At 59.3% G+C, this 18,192-nt stretch carries 24 protein-coding genes; 14 read left to right on the forward strand and 10 right to left on the reverse strand.

The features are described from left to right. The first annotated feature begins 25 nt into the window (after positions 1-25). The 6 genes from pmbA to ACVVH8_RS04520 all read left to right on the forward strand — a co-directional run bounded on the left by pmbA (position 26) and on the right by ACVVH8_RS04520 (position 5,394). A complete protein-coding gene (gene pmbA, locus ACVVH8_RS04495; protein WP_103303125.1) occupies positions 26-1,372 on the forward strand; it encodes a metalloprotease PmbA in 1,347 nt (448 codons plus the stop codon). A gap of 252 nt (positions 1,373-1,624) precedes the next feature. Continuing rightward, positions 1,625-2,032, forward strand: coding sequence for a FagA protein (locus ACVVH8_RS04500; RefSeq protein ID WP_103303124.1), 408 nt, complete (start codon positions 1,625-1,627; stop codon positions 2,030-2,032). Next, a complete protein-coding gene (locus ACVVH8_RS04505) occupies positions 2,013-3,389 on the forward strand; it encodes a class II fumarate hydratase (protein ID WP_103303123.1) in 1,377 nt (458 codons plus the stop codon). The genes ACVVH8_RS04500 and ACVVH8_RS04505 overlap by 20 nt, the downstream gene beginning before the upstream one ends. 27 nt (positions 3,390-3,416) lie before the next feature. Beyond that, positions 3,417-3,857, forward strand: a complete 441-nt coding sequence (locus tag ACVVH8_RS04510) for a hypothetical protein (protein WP_475228744.1) — start codon at positions 3,417-3,419, stop codon at positions 3,855-3,857. A 1-nt stretch (position 3,858) separates the two neighbouring features. After that, positions 3,859-4,470 carry a superoxide dismutase gene (locus tag ACVVH8_RS04515; RefSeq protein WP_475228747.1) on the forward strand — a complete coding sequence of 204 codons (612 nt, stop codon included), beginning with the start codon at positions 3,859-3,861 and terminating at the stop codon, positions 4,468-4,470. 30 nt (positions 4,471-4,500) lie between these two features. Then, positions 4,501-5,394: a ZIP family metal transporter gene (locus ACVVH8_RS04520; RefSeq protein WP_213027559.1), complete on the forward strand. Its 894-nt coding sequence runs from the start codon at positions 4,501-4,503 to the stop codon at positions 5,392-5,394. Positions 5,395-5,436: 42 nt separating this feature from the next. On the opposite strand, the gene ACVVH8_RS04525 is transcribed toward ACVVH8_RS04520, so the two are convergent. From ACVVH8_RS04525 to ACVVH8_RS04570, 10 genes are all read right to left on the reverse strand, one after another. Continuing rightward, complete coding sequence (locus tag ACVVH8_RS04525; protein WP_008085079.1) at positions 5,437-5,712, reverse strand: HPr family phosphocarrier protein; 276 nt, start codon at positions 5,710-5,712, stop codon at positions 5,437-5,439. A 15-nt stretch (positions 5,713-5,727) separates the two neighbouring features. Then, positions 5,728-6,585, reverse strand: a complete 858-nt coding sequence (gene rapZ, locus ACVVH8_RS04530; RefSeq protein ID WP_103303120.1) for an RNase adapter RapZ — start codon at positions 6,583-6,585, stop codon at positions 5,728-5,730. 2 nt (positions 6,586-6,587) lie between these two features. Then, the gene (ptsN, locus tag ACVVH8_RS04535; RefSeq protein ID WP_103303119.1) at positions 6,588-7,052 is read right to left on the reverse strand and encodes a PTS IIA-like nitrogen regulatory protein PtsN; all 465 of its coding nucleotides are present in this window, start codon (positions 7,050-7,052) and stop codon (positions 6,588-6,590) included. Positions 7,053-7,063: 11 nt separating this feature from the next. Beyond that, positions 7,064-7,372 carry a ribosome hibernation-promoting factor, HPF/YfiA family gene (gene hpf, locus ACVVH8_RS04540; RefSeq protein ID WP_008085073.1) on the reverse strand — a complete coding sequence of 103 codons (309 nt, stop codon included), beginning with the start codon at positions 7,370-7,372 and terminating at the stop codon, positions 7,064-7,066. Positions 7,373-7,445: 73 nt separating this feature from the next. Next, positions 7,446-8,939 carry an RNA polymerase factor sigma-54 gene (locus ACVVH8_RS04545; RefSeq protein ID WP_103303118.1) on the reverse strand — a complete coding sequence of 498 codons (1,494 nt, stop codon included), beginning with the start codon at positions 8,937-8,939 and terminating at the stop codon, positions 7,446-7,448. A 187-nt stretch (positions 8,940-9,126) separates the two neighbouring features. Further along, the gene (gene lptB / locus ACVVH8_RS04550; RefSeq protein WP_007953572.1) at positions 9,127-9,852 is read right to left on the reverse strand and encodes an LPS export ABC transporter ATP-binding protein; all 726 of its coding nucleotides are present in this window, start codon (positions 9,850-9,852) and stop codon (positions 9,127-9,129) included. Next, a complete protein-coding gene (gene lptA, locus ACVVH8_RS04555) occupies positions 9,852-10,397 on the reverse strand; it encodes a lipopolysaccharide transport periplasmic protein LptA (protein WP_034154485.1) in 546 nt (181 codons plus the stop codon). Before lptA ends, lptB begins: the two co-directional genes overlap by 1 nt. Then, a complete protein-coding gene (gene lptC / locus ACVVH8_RS04560; protein ID WP_475228749.1) occupies positions 10,384-10,956 on the reverse strand; it encodes an LPS export ABC transporter periplasmic protein LptC in 573 nt (190 codons plus the stop codon). Before lptC ends, lptA begins: the two co-directional genes overlap by 14 nt. A gap of 8 nt (positions 10,957-10,964) precedes the next feature. Continuing rightward, complete coding sequence (locus ACVVH8_RS04565; protein ID WP_042557670.1) at positions 10,965-11,489, reverse strand: KdsC family phosphatase; 525 nt, start codon at positions 11,487-11,489, stop codon at positions 10,965-10,967. Continuing rightward, a complete protein-coding gene (locus tag ACVVH8_RS04570) occupies positions 11,490-12,464 on the reverse strand; it encodes a KpsF/GutQ family sugar-phosphate isomerase (RefSeq protein WP_047299779.1) in 975 nt (324 codons plus the stop codon). Between the two features lie 275 nt (positions 12,465-12,739). Here ACVVH8_RS04570 and ACVVH8_RS04575 point away from each other — a divergent pair, with 275 nt between their 5' ends. The 8 genes from ACVVH8_RS04575 to hisG all read left to right on the forward strand — a co-directional run bounded on the left by ACVVH8_RS04575 (position 12,740) and on the right by hisG (position 18,187). Then, a complete protein-coding gene (locus ACVVH8_RS04575) occupies positions 12,740-13,549 on the forward strand; it encodes an ATP-binding cassette domain-containing protein (RefSeq protein ID WP_103303114.1) in 810 nt (269 codons plus the stop codon). Beyond that, positions 13,549-14,346 carry a lipid asymmetry maintenance ABC transporter permease subunit MlaE gene (mlaE, locus tag ACVVH8_RS04580; RefSeq protein WP_103303113.1) on the forward strand — a complete coding sequence of 266 codons (798 nt, stop codon included), beginning with the start codon at positions 13,549-13,551 and terminating at the stop codon, positions 14,344-14,346. Before ACVVH8_RS04575 ends, mlaE begins: the two co-directional genes overlap by 1 nt. Next, positions 14,346-14,813, forward strand: a complete 468-nt coding sequence (gene mlaD, locus ACVVH8_RS04585; protein WP_007967220.1) for an outer membrane lipid asymmetry maintenance protein MlaD — start codon at positions 14,346-14,348, stop codon at positions 14,811-14,813. The genes mlaE and mlaD overlap by 1 nt, the downstream gene beginning before the upstream one ends. Before the next feature lie 11 nt (positions 14,814-14,824). After that, on the forward strand, positions 14,825-15,478 hold the full coding sequence (locus tag ACVVH8_RS04590; protein WP_103303112.1) for an MlaC/ttg2D family ABC transporter substrate-binding protein: 654 nt from the start codon (positions 14,825-14,827) through the stop codon (positions 15,476-15,478). Continuing rightward, positions 15,475-15,780 carry an STAS domain-containing protein gene (locus ACVVH8_RS04595; protein WP_103303111.1) on the forward strand — a complete coding sequence of 102 codons (306 nt, stop codon included), beginning with the start codon at positions 15,475-15,477 and terminating at the stop codon, positions 15,778-15,780. Before ACVVH8_RS04590 ends, ACVVH8_RS04595 begins: the two co-directional genes overlap by 4 nt. 116 nt (positions 15,781-15,896) lie before the next feature. Beyond that, the gene (locus ACVVH8_RS04600; RefSeq protein WP_007912386.1) at positions 15,897-16,136 is read left to right on the forward strand and encodes a BolA family protein; all 240 of its coding nucleotides are present in this window, start codon (positions 15,897-15,899) and stop codon (positions 16,134-16,136) included. 22 nt (positions 16,137-16,158) lie between these two features. Then, complete coding sequence (murA, locus tag ACVVH8_RS04605) at positions 16,159-17,424, forward strand: UDP-N-acetylglucosamine 1-carboxyvinyltransferase (RefSeq protein ID WP_103303110.1); 1,266 nt, start codon at positions 16,159-16,161, stop codon at positions 17,422-17,424. Positions 17,425-17,551: 127 nt separating this feature from the next. Beyond that, on the forward strand, positions 17,552-18,187 hold the full coding sequence (gene hisG / locus ACVVH8_RS04610) for an ATP phosphoribosyltransferase (RefSeq protein ID WP_007967226.1): 636 nt from the start codon (positions 17,552-17,554) through the stop codon (positions 18,185-18,187). The last annotated feature ends 5 nt before the right edge of the window (positions 18,188-18,192 follow it).

An 18,192-nucleotide genomic window follows, 5' to 3' on the forward strand; every position in this document is an offset into this window, starting at 1 on the left:
AAGCAGAATTTGAGTGGAGATGAGCATGAGTGCAGTTGAAAGCGTCGGCCCGCAGGCATTGCCGGCACTGCAGGAACAGGTCGAGCAGATCATCGCCGAAGCCAAGCGTCAGGGCGCCAGTGCCTGCGAAGTCGCGGTGTCGCTGGAGCAGGGCCTGTCGACTTCGGTGCGCCAGCGCGAAGTCGAAACGGTCGAATTCAACCGTGATCAGGGTTTTGGCATCACGCTGTATGTCGGTCAGCGAAAGGGTTCTGCGAGCACCTCGGCTACTGGCCCGGATGCCATTCGCGAAACAGTCGCCGCCGCACTGGCGATCGCCAAACACACGTCTGAAGACGAAGCCTCGGGCCTGGCCGATGCAGCGCTAATGGCCAGGGACCTGCAGGATTTCGATCTATTCCACGAATGGGACATCACCCCGGAGCAAGCCATCGAGAAGGCATTGCTCTGTGAAGCGGCGGCATTCGACGCCGATGCGCGGATCAAGAACGCCGATGGCACTACCCTCAGCACCCATCAGGGTTGCCGCGTGTATGGCAACAGCCACGGTTTCATTGGTGGGTATGCGTCGACCCGGCACAGCCTGAGCTGCGTGATGATCGCCGAGGCCGATGGCCAGATGCAGCGTGATTACTGGTATGACGTGAGTCGTCAGGGCACATTGCTCGCCGATCCGGTGAGCATTGGCCAGAAGGCCGCGCAACGAGCGGCGAGCCGCTTGGGCGCGCGCCCGGTGCCGACATGCGAGGTGCCGGTGCTGTTTTCCGCTGAGCTGGCGGGCGGATTGTTTGGCAGTTTCCTTTCGGCAGTGTCCGGAGGCAGTCTGTATCGCAAATCGTCGTTCCTGGAAGGCACGCTGGGGCAGAAGCTGTTCCCGGAATGGCTGACCATCGACGAGCGTCCACACTTGATGCGTGCAATGGGCAGCGCTTCGTATGACGGTGACGGCTTGGCGACTTATGCCAAACCGTTCGTCGAAAAGGGCGAGTTGGTTTCATACATTCTCGGCACTTACTCCGGCCGTAAGCTCGGTATGCCTAGCACTGCCAACGCCGGTGGCGTGCACAACCTGTTCGTCACCCATGGCGACGAAGATCAGACTGCACTGTTGAAGCGTATGGGCCGTGGCTTGTTGGTCACCGAATTGATGGGCCATGGCTTGAACATGGTTACCGGCGATTATTCGCGCGGGGCGGCGGGGTTCTGGGTCGAGAACGGTGAAATCCAGTTCGCGGTGCAGGAAGTGACCATCGCCGGCAACATGCGCGACATGTTCAAACAGATCGTCGCCGTGGGTAACGATCTTGAGCTGCGCAGCAACATTCGCACCGGTTCGGTGTTGATCGAGCGGATGACCGTCGCGGGCAGCTAAGCTTCGGATTTCGTTCAGCAAAAAGGCGCGCCATCTCATCGGATGGCGCGCCTTTTTCGTTGGTGTCACACAAAACCCTGTGGGAGTGAGCCTGCTCGCGAAGGCGATTTAACTGCCAATCTCCATGGTGACTGACACGACGCCTTCGCGAGCAGGCTCGCTCCCCACAATGTAATCTGCATAGCTCCGCACTCTTGTTTTGGTTCTCATTATCATCTAATAATAAATCTCATTACCGAATGGGCCCGGATCATGAGTTCTGCCTTGCACGAGCAGCCGTACCTCGAAAACTGGCGCTGGATGAGTCGCCAGATCCGTTGCGCGATGGATCCTGACGAGCCGCGCCTGATCGAGCATTACCTCGCCGAAGGGCGGTATCTGGCCTGCTGTACGGCAACTTCTCCGTGGACCATCGCTGAAACCTCTTTCCGTCTGCTGCTCGACACGGCCACCGACATCGCCTTGCCGTGGCACTGGCGCAGCTTCTGTCTCGACCAAGCCTGGCGCCCATTGCGTGAAATGGAGCGTCTGTCCCTGTGCAAGTGCCGGCTCAAGCGCTGGCAGCGCTACACCTGGCAACTGGCGACCTGCGAGTTGCTTCCCTCGATTCCTCTTATTGAACTGGTGCAAGGATTTTCAGATGACCAAGACACGTATTGAGCGCGACAGCATGGGCGAACTGCAGGTGCCGGTGGACGCTCTCTACGGCGCGCAAACCCAGCGCGCAGTGGATAACTTCCCGATCAGCGGCAAGCCGATGCCGACCCAATTCATTCGTGCGCTGATTCTTGCTAAAGCGGCCGCCGCCCGGGCCAACGTCGAACTCAACCAGATCAGCGCCGCCCAGGGCAAAGCCATCAGCGACGCCGCCCAGGGCCTGCTCGAAGGCGACTTCATGCAGCATTTCCCGGTGGATATCTTCCAGACCGGTTCCGGCACCAGTTCCAACATGAACGCCAACGAAGTGATCGCCACCCTGGCCAGTCGCCTGCTCGACGAGCCAGTCAACGCCAACGATCACGTCAACTGCGGCCAAAGCAGCAACGACATCATCCCGACCACCATTCACGTCAGCGCGGCATTGGCCCTGCACGAGCAATTGCTGCCAGCGCTGCTGCACCTGGTGCAAGTCATCGAGCACAAAGCCGAGCAGGTGCATCATCACGTCAAAACCGGTCGCACTCACTTGATGGACGCGATGCCGGTGCGCATGAGTCAGGTGCTCAACGGCTGGGCGCAGCAACTCAAGGCCAACATCGGCCACTTGCAGGACCTGCTGCCAAGTCTGCAATCCCTGGCGCAGGGCGGCACGGCCGTCGGCACCGGGATCAATGCGCATCCTGAGTTCGCCGCACGTTTCAGCCGTCAACTCAGCCAATTGACCCACGTGCAATTCACTCAAGGCAAGGATCTGTTCGCCCTGATCGGCTCACAAGACACTGCCGTCGCCGTCTCTGGCCAGCTCAAGGCCATAGCCGTTTCGTTGATGAAAATCGCCAACGACCTGCGTTGGATGAACTCCGGCCCGCTCGCCGGTCTCGGTGAAATCGAATTGGAAGGCCTGCAACCGGGCTCGTCGATCATGCCGGGCAAGGTCAACCCGGTGATCCCGGAAGCCACCGCCATGGTTGCTGCGCAAGTGATCGGCAACGATTCGGTGATCACCATTGCCGGTCAGTCGGGCAACTTCGAACTGAACGTGATGCTGCCGATCATCGCCCAGAACCTGTTGAGCAGCATCGAACTGCTGGCCAATTCCAGCCGTCTGCTCGGTGACAAGGCCATCGCGACATTCAAGGTCAATGAGTCGCGACTCAAGGAAGCGCTGTCGCGCAACCCGATTCTGGTCACCGCGCTCAACCCGATCATCGGCTACCAGAAAGCCGCGGAAATCGCCAAGCAGGCCTACAAACAGGGCCGCCCGGTGATTGATGTCGCGCTGGAACACACCGACCTGTCGCGCAGCCAACTGGAAGAGCTACTCAATCCCGAGAAGCTCACTGCCGGCGGCGTGTAAACCCCGCAACCGCTTTGGAGGCTCACCATGGAGCACTGGAAACGCACGATCGAACGGGCCAATCGCTGCTTCATGATGGGCGAATTGATCGACGCCCGCGAGGCTTACCTGCAAGCCCTGGCCCTGGCGCAAGTGTTGTTCGAGCGCTGGGCGGATGCCGACGAAGCGGTGGCGGCCTGCGTCATCTCCCATCACAACCTGGCGGATCTGCACCTGCGCCTGAATCAGCCCGAGGAGAGCGCCGAGTATCTCTGCGCGATTCACCAACGGCTGTTGCAGACCATGCAGGACGAGCGCCTACGCCCGGCCCTGCGTGAGGCGGCGCTGCGCCAGAGCAGCAAGACCTACGTTGAATTACTGAACTTCATCAGCGAACACGGCGAATACCCGCGCACTCAGCGCCTGCTGCATCCGGATACCGGCAATGCGCGTCGCGCGCCTGCCCCACATCACCATGGAGTCCATTGAAATGGCTTTTACTTTGCCTGCCTTGCCTTACGCCTACGACGCCCTCGAACCGCATATCGATGCGCAGACCATGGAGATCCACTACACCAAGCATCACCAGACTTACATCAACAACCTCAACGCCGCCGTAGAAGGCACTGAATACGCCGAGTGGCCGGTGGAAAAACTGGTCGCCAGCGTGCAGCAGTTGCCGGAAAAACTCCGTGCGGCGGTGATCAATCAGGGCGGCGGTCATGCCAATCATTCGCTGTTCTGGGAAGTCATGGTGCCAAGCGGTGGCGGCAGGCCCGATGGCGCGCTGGCCAAGGCCATTGATGAACAACTGGGTGGTCTGGACAGTTTCAAAGAGGCCTTCACCAAAGCCGCGCTGACCCGTTTCGGCAGCGGTTGGGCCTGGCTCAGCGTGACCCCGCAGAAGAAACTGATCGTGGAAAGCAGCGGCAACCAGGACAGTCCACTGATGAACGGCAACACGCCAATTCTCGGTCTCGATGTCTGGGAGCACGCCTACTACCTGCGTTACCAGAACCGTCGTCCGGAATACATCAACGCCTTTTACAACGTGATCAATTGGCCTGAAGTGGCTGCGCGCTACAAAGCCGCACTGGTTTAAGTCTTCTATAAAAACAATCCAAGGCTGACTATGGGCACTGAAACACTGGCGATCGGAAGTGGGCGTATGTTTCGTTACGCGGTGGGCTCGCTCTTGCTGTTGGCGGGCATGACCTTGCTGGTCGCTCACGGGCTGGAATGGCTGGATCTGGAACCGAGGCTGTCGCGGGCGTTGCAAGGCGGGGCGATCTGCGCGCTCGGCACGGCGCTCGGCGCGGTCCCGGTACTGGTGATTCGGCGCATGCCCCAGGCGCTCAGCGATACATTGCTGGGTTTTGGCGCTGGCGTGATGTTGGCAGCGACGGCGTTTTCGCTGATCGTGCCGGGCATTGCCGCCGCTGAAAGCCTCGGCCTGACAGCGTGGGCCGCCAGCGGCTTGATCTGCTTCGGCATCATGCTCGGTGCGTTCGGGCTGTTTCTGGTCGACCGGCAATTGGCTGGTGCGTCTCCGGAGATGCTCGTGGGCACGGTCGAACGGCCGGTGATTCCGCCGCGGATCTGGCTGTTCGTGTTCGCCATCATTGCTCATAACATTCCGGAGGGCATGGCGGTCGGTGTCTCCGCTGGCGGCGGTATGCCGGATGCCGATAGTCTGGCCATGGGCATTGCCTTGCAGGATGTGCCGGAAGGTCTGGTGATTGCGCTGGTACTGGCCGGGGCGGGAATGTCGCGGGTCAAGGCGTTCTTGATCGGCGCGGCGTCGGGTCTGGTTGAGCCGGTTTTTGCCCTGCTGTGTGCGTGGCTGGTGAGCCTGGCGCAGGTGCTGTTGCCGTTAGGTCTGGCGCTGGCGGCCGGGGCGATGTTGCTGGTGGTGACCCACGAAGTGATCCCCGAGTCGCGACGCAATGGTCACGACAAACTGGCCAGTCTCGGCCTGTTGATCGGGTTTTGTCTGATGATGGTGATGGATACAGCGCTGGGTTGAGTTGAATTGTGGCGAGGGAGCTTGCTCCCTCGCCACAGGCGATCAGCCACCTTCGTCGAAGTAGTTGTTGATCAACGCCACCAGCGCATCCAGCGCTTCCTGTTCCTGATGCCCTTCGGTACTCAAATAGATTTTGGTGCCTTTGCCAGCCGCCAACATCATCATCGCCATGATGCTTTTGCCATCAACCGTAGTCTCCGGCGTGCGGCCTACTCGGATCGTGCAATCGGGATACTGGCCGGCAACCCCGACAAACTTCGCCGACGCTCGGGCATGCAAACCCAGTTTATTGATGATTTCGATTTCCAGAGCAGGCATCGCGGTGTGAATCCTTTAAGTGAGGTCGCGGTGGCGAACCTGGACATTCTTCAGGGTTTTCTGCAGGGCCTGACCCAAGCGTTCGGTCAGGTAGACGGAGCGGTGATGCCCGCCGGTACAGCCAATGGCAATGGTGACGTAGGCGCGGTTACTCGCGGCGAAGCGTGGCAACCATTTGTGCAGATAGGTGAAGATGTCCTGGAACATTTCCTCCACCTCGGGCTGTGCTGCCAGATACTCGGCCACCGGCGCATCGAGACCCGATTGTGCACGCAACTCAGGTTTCCAGTAAGGATTGGGCAGGCAGCGCACATCGAACACCAGGTCCGCATCCACCGGCATGCCGCGCTTGAAGCCGAATGACTCGACCAGGAACGCGGTGCCCGGCTCCGGCTGATTCAGCAAACGCAGCTTGATGGTGTCGCGCAACTGGTACAGGTTCAGATGGGTGGTGTTGATTTTCAGGTCAGCGAGGTCGGCGATAGGGCCGAGCAGGGCGGTTTCATCCTGAATCGCCTCGGCCAGCGAGCGGTTGGCGTTGCTCAGTGGATGGCGACGGCGGGTTTCGGAAAAACGCTTGAGCAGCGTCTCCTCGTCAGCATCCAGATACAAGACATCGCACTGGATATGCTTGCTGCGGACATCTTCAAGCAGTTCCGGAAAACGGGTCAGATGGCTCGGCAGGTTACGCGCATCGATAGACACGGCCACCAGCGGCTGCGCCAGTTCGGTGTGAATCAGCGCCCGTTCGGCCAGTTCTGGCAGCAGGCCAGCTGGCAGATTGTCGATGCAGTAGTAACCGTTGTCCTCAAGGACATCCAGGGCGGTACTTTTACCCGAGCCGGAACGGCCACTGACGATGATCAAGCGCATGATTACTGCCCGTTTTGCTCGTCCAGTACGACCTGGTACAAGGCTTCGTTGCTCGGAGCGCTGCGCAGCTTATCGCGCACGTCCTTGCGATCGAGCATGCTGGCGATCTGGCGCAGCAACTCCAGATGGGCATCGGTAGCCGCTTCCGGGACCAGCAGAACGAACAGCAGGTCAACCGGGGCGCCGTCGATGGCATCGAAATCGATAGGGGCTTCAAGGTGCATCAAGGCGCTGATTGGCGACTGGCAACCCTTGAGGCGGCAGTGAGGAATGGCGATGCCGTTGCCGAAACCGGTAGAGCCGAGTTTCTCACGGGCGATCAGGGCCTCGAAGACATCTTGCATCTCCAGATCCGGCACTTCGCGGGCGATCAGGTTGGCAATTTGTTCGAGGGCTTTCTTTTTACTGCCGCCCGGCACGTTCACCAGGGAACGGCCGGGGGTCAGGATACTTTCAAGTCGGATCATGGAATGGGGGGTTATCGACCGGTGGCGCCCTGGAGCAGGCTCTGGGTCTTTTCCTTATGCTTTTTGAGTTGTTTATCCAGCTTGTCGGTCAAGGCGTCGATCGCCGCGTACATATCGGTATGTTCCGCATTGGCGACCACTTCGCTGCCGGGTATATGCAAGGTGGCTTCGATTTTCTGCTTCAGCTTTTCGACGCACATCGTGACTTGCACGTTGGTGATCTTGTCGAAATGTCGTTCCAGTCGTTGGAGTTTTTCCTCGATGTAGGAACGCAGAGGTTGGGTCACTTCCAGTTGGTGTCCACTGATGTTGACTTGCATACAGCTTCTCCTTCGTTGCCAGTGCATAAAGCGGCAGGCTGGATAGCCTGCCACTGGAACGCTGTAACGTGGCTTACATCAACCGCTTGCGTTCGCTCGAAGGCGCGATCCCTAAGGACTCGCGGTACTTGGCGACGGTGCGGCGAGCCACCTGAATGCCTTGTGCCTCCAGTAAACCAGCGATCTTGCTGTCACTCAACGGCTTTTTCTGATTTTCCGCCGCAACCAGTTTTTTGATGATCGCGCGGATCGCCGTGGACGAGCATTCACCGCCTTCGGAGGTGCTGACGTGGCTGGAGAAAAAGTATTTCAGTTCATAAATACCGCGCGGGGTATGCATGAATTTCTGTGTGGTCACCCGGGAAATCGTCGATTCATGCATGCCGACCGCTTCGGCGATGTCATGCAGGACCAGCGGCTTCATGGCTTCGTCGCCGTATTCCAGGAAGCCGCGCTGATGCTCGACGATCTGGGTGGCCACTTTCATCAGGGTTTCGTTGCGGCTTTGCAGGCTTTTGATGAACCAGCGAGCCTCCTGCAACTGATTGCGCATGAAGGTGTTGTCGGCGCTGGTATCGGCGCGACGCACGAATCCGGCGTACTGGGCGTTGACCCGCAGGCGTGGCACGGATTCCTGGTTCAGCTCGACCAGCCAGCGCTCGTTGTCCTTGCGCACGATGACGTCCGGGACGACGTACTCGGCTTCAGTGGATTCAATCTGCGAGCCTGGACGCGGGTTGAGGCTCTGCACCAGTTCGATGACCTGACGCAGCTCGTCTTCCTTGAGCTTCATGCGGCGCATCAACTGGCTGTAGTCGCGGCTGCCGAGCAGGTCGATGTAATCGGTGACCAAGCGTTTGGCTTCAGCCAGCCAAGGTGTCTTGGCCGAGAGCTGGCGTAATTGCAGCAGCAGGCATTCACTGAGGTTGCGGGCGCCAATGCCTGCCGGTTCGAATTGCTGGATGCGGTGCAGGACGGCTTCGATCTCGTCCAGTTCGATGTCCAGTTCCGGGTCGAATGCTTCGAGAATCTCCTCGAGGGTTTCGTCCAGGTAGCCCTGATTGTTGATGCAATCGATCAGGGTCACGGCGATCAGGCGATCGGTGTCGGACATCGGTGCCAGGTTCAATTGCCACAGCAGGTGGCTTTGCAGGCTTTCGCCAGCAGAGGTGCGGGTGGTGAAATCCCACTCGTCGTCGTCGCTGGTTGGCAGGCTGCTGGCACTGGTCTGGTAGACGTCTTCCCAGGCCGTATCGACCGGAAGCTCGTTGGGGATGCGCTCGCTCCAGTCGCCGTCCTCGAGGTTATCCACCGTCGGGGCGGTTTCCTGATAGGAAGGTTCCTGGATCTCGGTGTTGGGCTTCTGTTCGGCGTTGTCGGCCAAGGGGTCGGAGTTGTCGAAGTCGTCGCCTTCTTCCTGGCGTTCGAGCATCGGATTGGATTCCAGGGCCTCCTGGATTTCCTGTTGCAGATCCAGGGTCGACAATTGGAGCAGGCGGATGGCCTGTTGCAGCTGCGGTGTCATCGTCAGCTGCTGGCCCATTCTCAAGACTAGCGATGGTTTCATGGCAGGGGCTTAACACCTTATTCGCCGGCGCTATGCGCCATCCACTACAGGGCGCCGGAGCGCCAAACTTAAGCAAATTATATGCCTGAAACTGAAGTGTTTGCCTAGAGCGCTGTAACAATTAAAGCGGATTAAATTCAGCTTGAATCGATACAGCACCCGGGGCGGCTCACCGGGCACTATTCGCTTAGAGGCGGAATTCGTGGCCCAGATACACTTCCTTCACCAGATCGTTGGCGAGGATGGTCGCGGAGTCACCTTCGGCGATCAGTTGACCGTCGTTGACGATGTAGGCGGTTTCGCAGATGTCCAGCGTCTCACGCACGTTGTGGTCGGTGATCAGTACACCGATGCCCTTGGCCTTGAGATGGTGGATGATCTGCTTGATGTCGCCGACCGAAATCGGGTCGACACCGGCGAACGGTTCGTCGAGCAGGATGAATTTCGGTGCGGTTGCCAGTGCGCGGGCGATTTCCACCCGGCGGCGCTCACCACCCGACAGGCTCATGCCGAGGTTGTCGCGGATGTGGCTGATATGGAATTCCTGCAGCAGGCTTTCCAGCTCCTTGCGACGGCCGGCCTTGTCGAGCTCCTGACGGGTCTCGAGGATGGCCATGATGTTGTCGGCCACCGACAGTTTGCGGAAGATCGATGCTTCTTGCGGCAGATAGCCGATACCGGCCTTGGCGCGGCCATGCATTGGCTGGTGGCTGACGTCCAGATCGTCGATCAGCACACGACCCTGATCGGCCTGGACCAGGCCGACGATCATGTAGAAGCAGGTGGTCTTGCCGGCGCCGTTCGGGCCGAGCAGGCCGACGATCTGGCCGCTGTCGATCGACAGGCTGACGTCACGCACGACCTGGCGGCTTTTATAGGCCTTGGCCAGGTGCTGAGCTTTCAGAGTTGCCATTACTGGGTTTTCTCGTCGGTTTTCTTCTTCGGCTGGATCACCATGTCGATGCGCGGACGCGCTTCGGTGACCTTGCTGCCGGTAGCGCGACCGGCGCTGGCCAGTTTCTTCACGGTGTCATAGACGATTTTCTCGCCTTGAGTCGTGTTGTTGTCCTTGTCGACAACCTTGGCCTTGTCGATCAGCACAACGCGGTTTTGCGCGGCGTGGTACTGAATCGTCACGCCCCAGCCCTGAACAGGCTTGGTGTCGCCAGCGGTCTGCAGTTGTTCGAAGTAGGCGAGGTTGCCCACCGAGGTCACCACGTCGATGTCACCGGCCGGCGTGCGAGTAATGGTCACGGTGTTGCCCGTAACCTTCATCGAGCCCTGAGTGATGATGACGTCGCCTTTATAAGTGGCAATGCCATTCTTGTCGTCCAGTTGGGCGTCGTCGGCCTGGATGCGGATCGGCTGTTGCTGATCGTTCGGCAGAGCCCAGGCGCTCACGCTTCCCAGTGCTGCGCCCAGACTGAGCAAAATAGGGAGGGTTTTAACGAGCCTCATACTGTCCTCTTACGTTCGATAGCAGGTGTATCCTGCTTTCCTTCAGATACGCTTTCATTCCCACGCCAGTCGATACACCGCCAGCGCCGTCGATTCTAACGGGTTGCTCGGTCTGCGCATATTGTTCCTGCGGGAACACGGTCATACGCGTGGAGGTAACCAGCAGATCGCGATTTTGCTCATCGGTGCGCTTGATGCGTACCGAATCGATCAATTCGACCTGGGTGCCGCCCGAATTCACTTCGCCGCGTTCACTGGTCACATGCCACGGAAACTCCGTTCCGCGGTACATGTTCAGGTCAGGCTTGGTGACCAGCGTGATGTCGGTCGCCTTGACGTGCTCGGCCTTGTCGGAAGTCATTTCATACTGCACTTTGCCGTCCGGCAGATATTGCAGGGTATGCGTATTGGTTGCATACCAGTCGATAGGGGTGTCGACGGACGTCACCGGAGGCTTGTCGAGGAAGCGTTCCGGGCTGATGTTCCAGTAGCCTACCGCAGCGAATATCGCCGCGATGCAGCCGAACAGCAGGAAGTTGCGAAATTTTTTGCTAAACATGGTTTGGCTCACAGGTACGCGGCGTTGGCCGCATCGAGGCGGCCCTGGGCGCGCAGGATCAATTCGCAGAATTCACGGGCGGCACCTTCGCCGCCACGGGCCCGGGTCACGCCATGAGCGTGTTCGCGGACGAAATCGGCAGCGTTGGCAACGGCCATGCCCAGTCCCACCCGGCGAATCACCGGCAGGTCGGGCAGATCGTCACCGAGGTAGGCGACCTGTTCATAGCTTAGGCCCAGTTGTTCAAGTAGACCGTCCAGAACCACCAATTTGTCTTCGCGCCCCTGAAACAGGTGCGGGATGCCCAGGTTTTTCGCCCGGCGCTCGACCACGGGGGTTTTGCGACCGCTGATGATGGCGGTCTGTACGCCAGCGTTCATCAGCATTTTGATGCCTTGACCATCAAGGGTGTTGAAGGTCTTGAATTCACTGCCGTCTTCAAGGAAATACAGACGTCCGTCAGTGAGGACGCCGTCGACATCGAAAACTGCCAGTTTGATGGCTTTGCCGCGTTGCAGCAGATCGGTGCTCATTTACATCACTCCTGCGCGCAGCAGATCGGAGAGGTTGAAGGCGCCAACCGGGCGATCTTCCTCATCGACAACGACCAGTGCGTTGATTCGGTGGTCTTCCATGATTTTCAGGGCTTCGGCGGCGAGCATCTCCGGCCGGGCGGTCTTGCCGTGGGCGGTCATGACCTGATCGATGGTGGCACTGCGAATGTCTATGCTGCGATCCAGGGTGCGGCGCAAATCGCCGTCGGTGAAGATCCCGGCCAGTTTGCCGTCGGCTTCAAGGATTACGGTCATGCCAAGACCCTTGCGGGTCATTTCCATCAGCGCGTCCTTGAGCAGCGTCCCGCGCTGCACCTGCGGCAATTCCTGCCCGGCGTGCATGACGTTTTCGACTTTCAGCAACAGTCGACGGCCGAGGGCGCCACCCGGGTGGGAGAAGGCGAAGTCTTCGGCGGTGAAACCGCGGGCTTCCAGCAATGCCACAGCCAAGGCATCGCCCATGACCAGTGCGGCAGTGGTGGACGAGGTCGGGGCCAGGTTCAGCGGGCAGGCTTCATGCTCGACGTGCACGTTCAGGTTGACTTCAGCGGCCTTGGCCAGTGGCGAGGCCGGGTTGCCGGTCACGCTGATCAACTGGATGCCCAGACGCTTGATCAGCGGCAGCAGGGTGACGATTTCGTTGGTCGAGCCGGAGTTCGACAGCGCGAGGATCACGTCATCGCGAGTGATCATGCCCATGTCGCCATGACTGGCTTCGGCCGGGTGTACGAAAAATGCCGGGGTGCCGGTGCTGGCCAGCGTCGCGGCGATCTTGTTGCCGACGTGCCCGGATTTGCCCATGCCGACCACCACAACACGGCCCTTGCTGGCCAGAATCATCTCGCAAGCGCGTACGAAATCGGCGTCGATATGGGGCAACAAGCCTTGTACGGCTTCCACTTCGAGGCGGATGGTGCGTTGTGCCGATTGGATCAGGTCGCTGGATTGGCTCATGTCAGAAATCGTATAGCCCGATGAAAAGGCGGCGATTATAGCGGTTATGTTGGAAAGCCTCACGCAAGTTCGTCGTGCTTTGTCATTACTCGTTACCAAAACCCGGGGAAACAGCCGCCAGACCTGTCATATCGCCGAACACGGGCCGGTACAAGCCTTGGGCGCTTGGCCTTTGCAGTGATATAGTTCGCCGCCAGTTCGGCCTGCCCGGGATGTACGTGCTTTTTAAGTAAAGCCAGGCGTCCGAGTGAGAGGCTGCATCGCAAGGAGTTTAGATGAGTGCCGATAACGCCTACGCGGTCGAGCTGAAGGGAGTCTCCTTCAAGCGCGGTGCGCGCAGCATTTTCAATAACGTCGATATTCGCATCCCGCGCGGCAAGGTCACCGGCATCATGGGGCCTTCCGGGTGTGGCAAGACCACGCTGTTACGGTTGATGGGCGCACAGTTGCGTCCGTCCAGTGGCGAAGTCTGGGTCAACGGTCAGAATCTGCCTGCGCTGTCGCGCAGCGATCTGTTCGATGCGCGCAAGCACATGGGTGTGCTGTTTCAGAGCGGCGCACTGTTCACCGATCTCGATGTGTTCGAGAACGTCGCTTTTCCCCTGCGCGTTCATACCCAATTGCCCGAAGAAATGATCCGCGACATCGTTCTGCTGAAATTGCAGGCGGTCGGTCTGCGCGGCGCTATCGAGCTGATGCCCGATGAACTGTCCGGCGGCATGAAACGCCGCGTGGCGCTGGCCCGGGCGATTGCGCTCGATCCGCAGATTCTCATGTACGACGAACCGTTCGTCGGTCAGGATCCGATTGCCATGGGCGTGCTGGTGCGACTGATCCGTCTGCTTAACGATGCGTTGGGGATCACCAGCATCGTGGTGTCCCACGATCTGGCCGAAACCGCGAGCATCGCCGACTACATCTATGTAGTGGGTGATGGTCAGGTGCTGGGGCAGGGCACGCCGGATGAATTGATGAACTCGGATGAACCGCGTATTCGTCAGTTCATGACCGGCAATCCCGATGGCCCGGTGCCGTACCATTTTCCAGCGACGGATTACCGCGCAGATCTTCTGGGGAAGCGCTGATGCGCAGAATTTCATTAATAGAACGCGTGCGCCGTTTCGGCGAAGCGGCGATCGACGCCATTGCGGTGTTTGGTCGAGCAACGCTGTTCCTGTTTCACGCCTTGTTGGGGCGTGGCGGGATCAGCGGCGGTTTCGGTTTGCTGGTCAAACAACTGCATTCGGTTGGCGTGATGTCGCTGGTGATCATCGTGGTCTCCGGTATTTTCATCGGCATGGTGCTGGCGCTGCAGGGCTTCAGCATTCTGTCGAGCTACGGTTCGGAGCAGGCAGTGGGGCAGATGGTTGCGCTGACGCTGTTGCGTGAACTCGGCCCGGTGGTGACCGCGCTGCTGTTCGCCGGGCGCGCCGGATCGGCACTGACCGCAGAAATCGGCAACATGAAGTCCACCGAACAGCTTTCCAGCCTGGAAATGATCGGTGTCGACCCGCTCAAATACATTATTGCCCCGCGTCTGTGGGCCGGTTTCATTTCCCTGCCGGTGCTGGCGATGATTTTCAGCGTGGTGGGTATCTGGGGCGGCTCGTGGGTGGCTGTCGACTGGCTGGGCGTGTATGAAGGCTCGTACTGGGCGAACATGCAAAACAGCGTGAACTTCACCAGTGACGTGCTCAACGGCGTCATCAAAAGTATCGTGTTTGCCTTCGTCGTGACCTGGATCGCCGTATTTCAAGGCTATGACTGTGAGCCCACTTCCGAGGGCATCAGTCGCGCCACCACCAAGACCGTAGTGTTTGCCTCGCTGGCAGTGCTGGGCCTGGACTTTATTCTGACCGCTTTGATGTTTGGAGATTTCTGATGCAAAACCGCACCCTGGAAATCGGTGTCGGCCTGTTCCTGCTGGCAGGGATCCTGGCTTTGTTGCTGCTTGCTTTGCGGGTCAGTGGCCTGTCTCCGACTTCGACCACCGACACCTATAAACTTTATGCCTACTTCGACAATATTGCCGGTTTGACGGTCAGAGCCAAAGTGACCATGGCCGGTGTGACCATCGGCAAGGTCACCGCAATCGATCTGGATCGCGACAGCTTCACCGGTCGGGTGACCCTGCAAGTGGACAAGAAGGTCGACAATCTGCCGACCGACTCCACAGCGTCTATCCTGACCGCGGGTCTGCTGGGCGAGAAATACATCGGTATCAGCGTGGGCGGGGAGGACACCCGTCTGAAGGATGGTGGAACCATCCACGACACGCAGTCGTCTCTGGTACTGGAAGACCTGATCGGTAAATTCCTGCTCAATACCGTTAGCAAAGACGCCAAATGAGGAGCTTTTGAATGATCTCTACCTTGCGACGTGGCCTGTTGGTGTTACTCGCGACACTGCCACTGATGGGTACCGCTGTGGCGGCACAGTCGGCGCACGATCTGGTTCAGGACACCACGAACCGGATGCTCTCCGACCTGCAGGCCAATAAAGAGAAGTACAAGCAGGATCCGCAGGATTTCTATACGGCGTTGAACACCATCGTCGGCCCGGTGGTGGATGCCGAAGGTATTTCCAAAAGCATCATGACGGTCAAGTATTCGCGCAAGGCTACGCCGGCGCAGATGCGGACCTTCGAGGAAAACTTCAAGAAAGGCCTGTTTCAGTTCTACGGCAACGCCTTGCTCGAATACAACAACCAGGGCATTACCGTCGATCCTGCCAAGGATGAGTCGGGTGACCGCACCAGCGTTGGCATGACCGTCAAGGGCAGCAACGGCGCGATCTATCCTGTGCAATACACGCTGGAGAAGATCAACGGCGAGTGGAAACTGCGCAACGTGATCATCAACGGCATCAACATCGGCAAGCTGTTCCGTGATCAGTTCGCCGACGCGATGCAGCGCAACGGCAATGATCTGGACAAGACCATCAACAACTGGGCAGGTGAAGTGGCCAAGGCCAAGCAAACCACCGAGCAAGCCGCCGAGAAGCCAGCGCAATGAATGAGGCGGCAGTTCGTATGAGTGATGTCGACGAGCTATTGCTCAGCGGAGTGCTGGACTACCGCACCGGCCCTGACCTGCGCAAGGAAGGTCAGGCGCTGATCAAGTCGAGCAAGGCTGCTTCGCTGGTCATTGATTGCTCGGCAGTGAAGAAGTCCAGCAGCGTCGGTTTGTCGTTGCTGCTGTGCTTCATCCGTGATGCACAAGCCGCCGGCAAAGCGGTCAGCATCCGGGCGATGCCCGAAGACATGCGCGAAATCGCTCAGGTCAGCGAACTGACCGAGCTGTTGGCGCAACCCTGAACCCGCATCGATAAAGAAGCCCCCCGTCAGAGTCCTGCCAATGCGGGGTTCGCAGGCGCGGGGCTTTTTTGTATGATGTCCGACCCGTGCGCACAGGGCGCCGATTGAGGTTGAGCATGCAGGCCGTAGAAGTGAAGAGCTTCCTTGAAGGAAAGCTGCCCGGAACGTTGGTAGAAGTTGAGGGCGAAGGCTGCAATTTCCAGCTGAACGTGATTAGCGATGAACTGGCGGCGTTGAGCCCGGTGAAGCGTCAGCAGCAGATCTATGCCCATTTGAACCCATGGATCACCGATGGCAGCATCCATGCGGTCACTATGAAATTTTTCAGCAGCGCGGCCTGGGCCGAGCGCACCTGAGCCTAAGGGCGTCGAGATTCTTATGGATAAATTGATTATTACTGGTGGCGCTCGTCTTGATGGCGAGATCCGCATTTCCGGGGCAAAGAACTCTGCCCTGCCGATCCTGGCCGCCACCCTGCTGTGCGATGGCCCGGTGACGGTCGGCAACCTGCCGCACCTGCACGACATCACCACCATGATCGAGCTGTTCGGGCGCATGGGCATTGAGCCGGTGATTGACGAGAAGCTCAGCGTCGAAATCGACCCACGCACCATCAAGACCCTGATCGCGCCGTACGAACTGGTGAAAACCATGCGTGCCTCGATTCTGGTACTGGGCCCGATGGTTGCCCGTTTCGGTGAAGCCGAAGTCGCGCTGCCTGGCGGTTGCGCCATCGGTTCGCGTCCGGTCGACCTGCACATTCGCGGTCTCGAAGCCATGGGCGCAGTGATCGACGTCGAAGGCGGCTACATCAAGGCCAAGGCGCCTGAAGGCGGCCTGCGCGGTGCACAATTCTTCTTCGATACCGTCAGCGTGACCGGTACCGAAAACATCATGATGGCCGCTGCTCTGGCCAAGGGCCGCAGCGTGCTGCAGAACGCCGCGCGCGAGCCTGAAGTGGTTGACCTGGCGAACTTCCTCAACGCAATGGGCGCCAAGGTTTCCGGCGCTGGCACCGACACCATCACCATTGATGGCGTCGAGCGTCTGGGTTCGTGCTTCTACAAAGTCATGCCTGACCGTATCGAAACCGGCACCTACCTGGTGGCTGCTGCGGTCACCGGTGGTCGCGTCAAGGTCAAGGACACCGATCCGACCATCCTTGAAGCGGTTCTGGAAAAGCTTCGTGAGTCCGGCGCAGAAATCACCTGCGGTGAAGACTGGATCGAGCTGAACATGCACGGCAAGCGCCCGAAAGCGGTCAACGTGCGCACCGCGCCGTACCCGGCGTTCCCGACCGACATGCAGGCGCAGTTCATCTCGCTCAACGCCATTGCCGAAGGCACTGGTGCCGTGATCGAGACGATCTTCGAAAACCGTTTCATGCACGTTTATGAACTGCACCGCATGGGCGCCAAGATCCAGGTCGAAGGCAACACCGCCATCGTTACCGGTACTGAAGTGCTGAAGGGCGCGCCTGTGATGGCGACCGACCTGCGGGCGTCGGCCAGCCTGGTGATCTCGGCACTGGTTGCCGAAGGCGATACCCTGATCGACCGCATCTACCACATCGACCGTGGTTACGAGTGCATCGAAGAAAAATTGCAGATGCTGGGTGCCAAGATCCGTCGCGTTCCGGGCTGATCGCTGCATCGGGACACAGGGACGTGTCCACTGAATTCGTTTCGAGTCGAGCCGGTCTCCGGCTCGATGTGTGTCCGGCGCCGATTGCGACCGGACATGAGTACCTTGATAAGGACTGACGTTTCCCATGTTGACCATCGCACTGTCCAAGGGCCGCATCCTTGACGACACGCTGCCGCTTCTCGCTGAAGCGGGCATCGTGCCGACCGAGAATCCGGACAAGAGTCGCAAGCTGATCATCCCCACGACGCAGGACGACGTACGCCTGCTGATCGTGCGCGCCACCGACGTGCCGACCTATGTCGAGCATGGCGCGGCCGACCTCGGCGTTGCCGGTAAAGATGTGCTGATGGAATACACCGGCCAGGGCCTGTACGAGCCACTGGATCTGCAGATCGCTCAGTGCAAACTGATGACCGCCGGCAAGATCGGCGCCGCCGAGCCCAAGGGCCGTCTGCGCGTGGCGACCAAGTTCGTCAACGTCGCCAAGCGCTATTACGCCGAGCAGGGCCGTCAGGTCGACATCATCAAGCTTTACGGCTCGATGGAGCTGGCGCCGCTGATCGGTCTGGCGGACAAGATCATCGACGTGGTCGACACCGGCAACACCCTGCGCGCCAACGGCCTGGAACCTCAGGAACTGATCGCCACGATCAGCTCGCGCCTGGTGGTCAACAAGGCTTCGATGAAAATGCAACACGCACGAATCCAGGCGTTGATCGATACCCTGCGCAACGCAGTGGAATCGCGACACCGCGGCTGATCTAC

The organism is Pseudomonas trutticola BRTCR10, assembly GCF_056155105.1.

What these genes read in the sequence shown, in the direction of transcription:
- ACVVH8_RS04505 (WP_103303123.1), top strand. Translation starts at nt 2,013, where the DNA reads ATGACCAAGACACGTATTGAGCGCGACAGCATGGGCGAACTGCAGGTG.
- mlaE (WP_103303113.1), top strand. Translation starts at nt 13,549, where the DNA reads ATGCGCAGAATTTCATTAATAGAACGCGTGCGCCGTTTCGGCGAAGCG.
- ACVVH8_RS04515 (WP_475228747.1), top strand. Translation starts at nt 3,859, where the DNA reads ATGGCTTTTACTTTGCCTGCCTTGCCTTACGCCTACGACGCCCTCGAA.
- lptA (WP_034154485.1), bottom strand. Translation starts at nt 10,397, where the DNA reads ATGAGGCTCGTTAAAACCCTCCCTATTTTGCTCAGTCTGGGCGCAGCA.
- ACVVH8_RS04510 (WP_475228744.1), top strand. Translation starts at nt 3,417, where the DNA reads ATGGAGCACTGGAAACGCACGATCGAACGGGCCAATCGCTGCTTCATG.
- ACVVH8_RS04545 (WP_103303118.1), bottom strand. Translation starts at nt 8,939, where the DNA reads ATGAAACCATCGCTAGTCTTGAGAATGGGCCAGCAGCTGACGATGACA.
- rapZ (WP_103303120.1), bottom strand. Translation starts at nt 6,585, where the DNA reads ATGCGCTTGATCATCGTCAGTGGCCGTTCCGGCTCGGGTAAAAGTACC.
- ACVVH8_RS04570 (WP_047299779.1), bottom strand. Translation starts at nt 12,464, where the DNA reads ATGAGCCAATCCAGCGACCTGATCCAATCGGCACAACGCACCATCCGC.
- ACVVH8_RS04565 (WP_042557670.1), bottom strand. Translation starts at nt 11,489, where the DNA reads ATGAGCACCGATCTGCTGCAACGCGGCAAAGCCATCAAACTGGCAGTT.
- murA (WP_103303110.1), top strand. Translation starts at nt 16,159, where the DNA reads ATGGATAAATTGATTATTACTGGTGGCGCTCGTCTTGATGGCGAGATC.
- pmbA (WP_103303125.1), top strand. Translation starts at nt 26, where the DNA reads ATGAGTGCAGTTGAAAGCGTCGGCCCGCAGGCATTGCCGGCACTGCAG.
- mlaD (WP_007967220.1), top strand. Translation starts at nt 14,346, where the DNA reads ATGCAAAACCGCACCCTGGAAATCGGTGTCGGCCTGTTCCTGCTGGCA.
- hisG (WP_007967226.1), top strand. Translation starts at nt 17,552, where the DNA reads ATGTTGACCATCGCACTGTCCAAGGGCCGCATCCTTGACGACACGCTG.
- ACVVH8_RS04525 (WP_008085079.1), bottom strand. Translation starts at nt 5,712, where the DNA reads ATGCCTGCTCTGGAAATCGAAATCATCAATAAACTGGGTTTGCATGCC.
- ACVVH8_RS04575 (WP_103303114.1), top strand. Translation starts at nt 12,740, where the DNA reads ATGAGTGCCGATAACGCCTACGCGGTCGAGCTGAAGGGAGTCTCCTTC.
- ACVVH8_RS04520 (WP_213027559.1), top strand. Translation starts at nt 4,501, where the DNA reads ATGGGCACTGAAACACTGGCGATCGGAAGTGGGCGTATGTTTCGTTAC.
- ACVVH8_RS04600 (WP_007912386.1), top strand. Translation starts at nt 15,897, where the DNA reads ATGCAGGCCGTAGAAGTGAAGAGCTTCCTTGAAGGAAAGCTGCCCGGA.
- lptC (WP_475228749.1), bottom strand. Translation starts at nt 10,956, where the DNA reads ATGTTTAGCAAAAAATTTCGCAACTTCCTGCTGTTCGGCTGCATCGCG.
- hpf (WP_008085073.1), bottom strand. Translation starts at nt 7,372, where the DNA reads ATGCAAGTCAACATCAGTGGACACCAACTGGAAGTGACCCAACCTCTG.
- ACVVH8_RS04590 (WP_103303112.1), top strand. Translation starts at nt 14,825, where the DNA reads ATGATCTCTACCTTGCGACGTGGCCTGTTGGTGTTACTCGCGACACTG.
- ptsN (WP_103303119.1), bottom strand. Translation starts at nt 7,052, where the DNA reads ATGATCCGACTTGAAAGTATCCTGACCCCCGGCCGTTCCCTGGTGAAC.
- ACVVH8_RS04500 (WP_103303124.1), top strand. Translation starts at nt 1,625, where the DNA reads ATGAGTTCTGCCTTGCACGAGCAGCCGTACCTCGAAAACTGGCGCTGG.
- lptB (WP_007953572.1), bottom strand. Translation starts at nt 9,852, where the DNA reads ATGGCAACTCTGAAAGCTCAGCACCTGGCCAAGGCCTATAAAAGCCGC.
- ACVVH8_RS04595 (WP_103303111.1), top strand. Translation starts at nt 15,475, where the DNA reads ATGAATGAGGCGGCAGTTCGTATGAGTGATGTCGACGAGCTATTGCTC.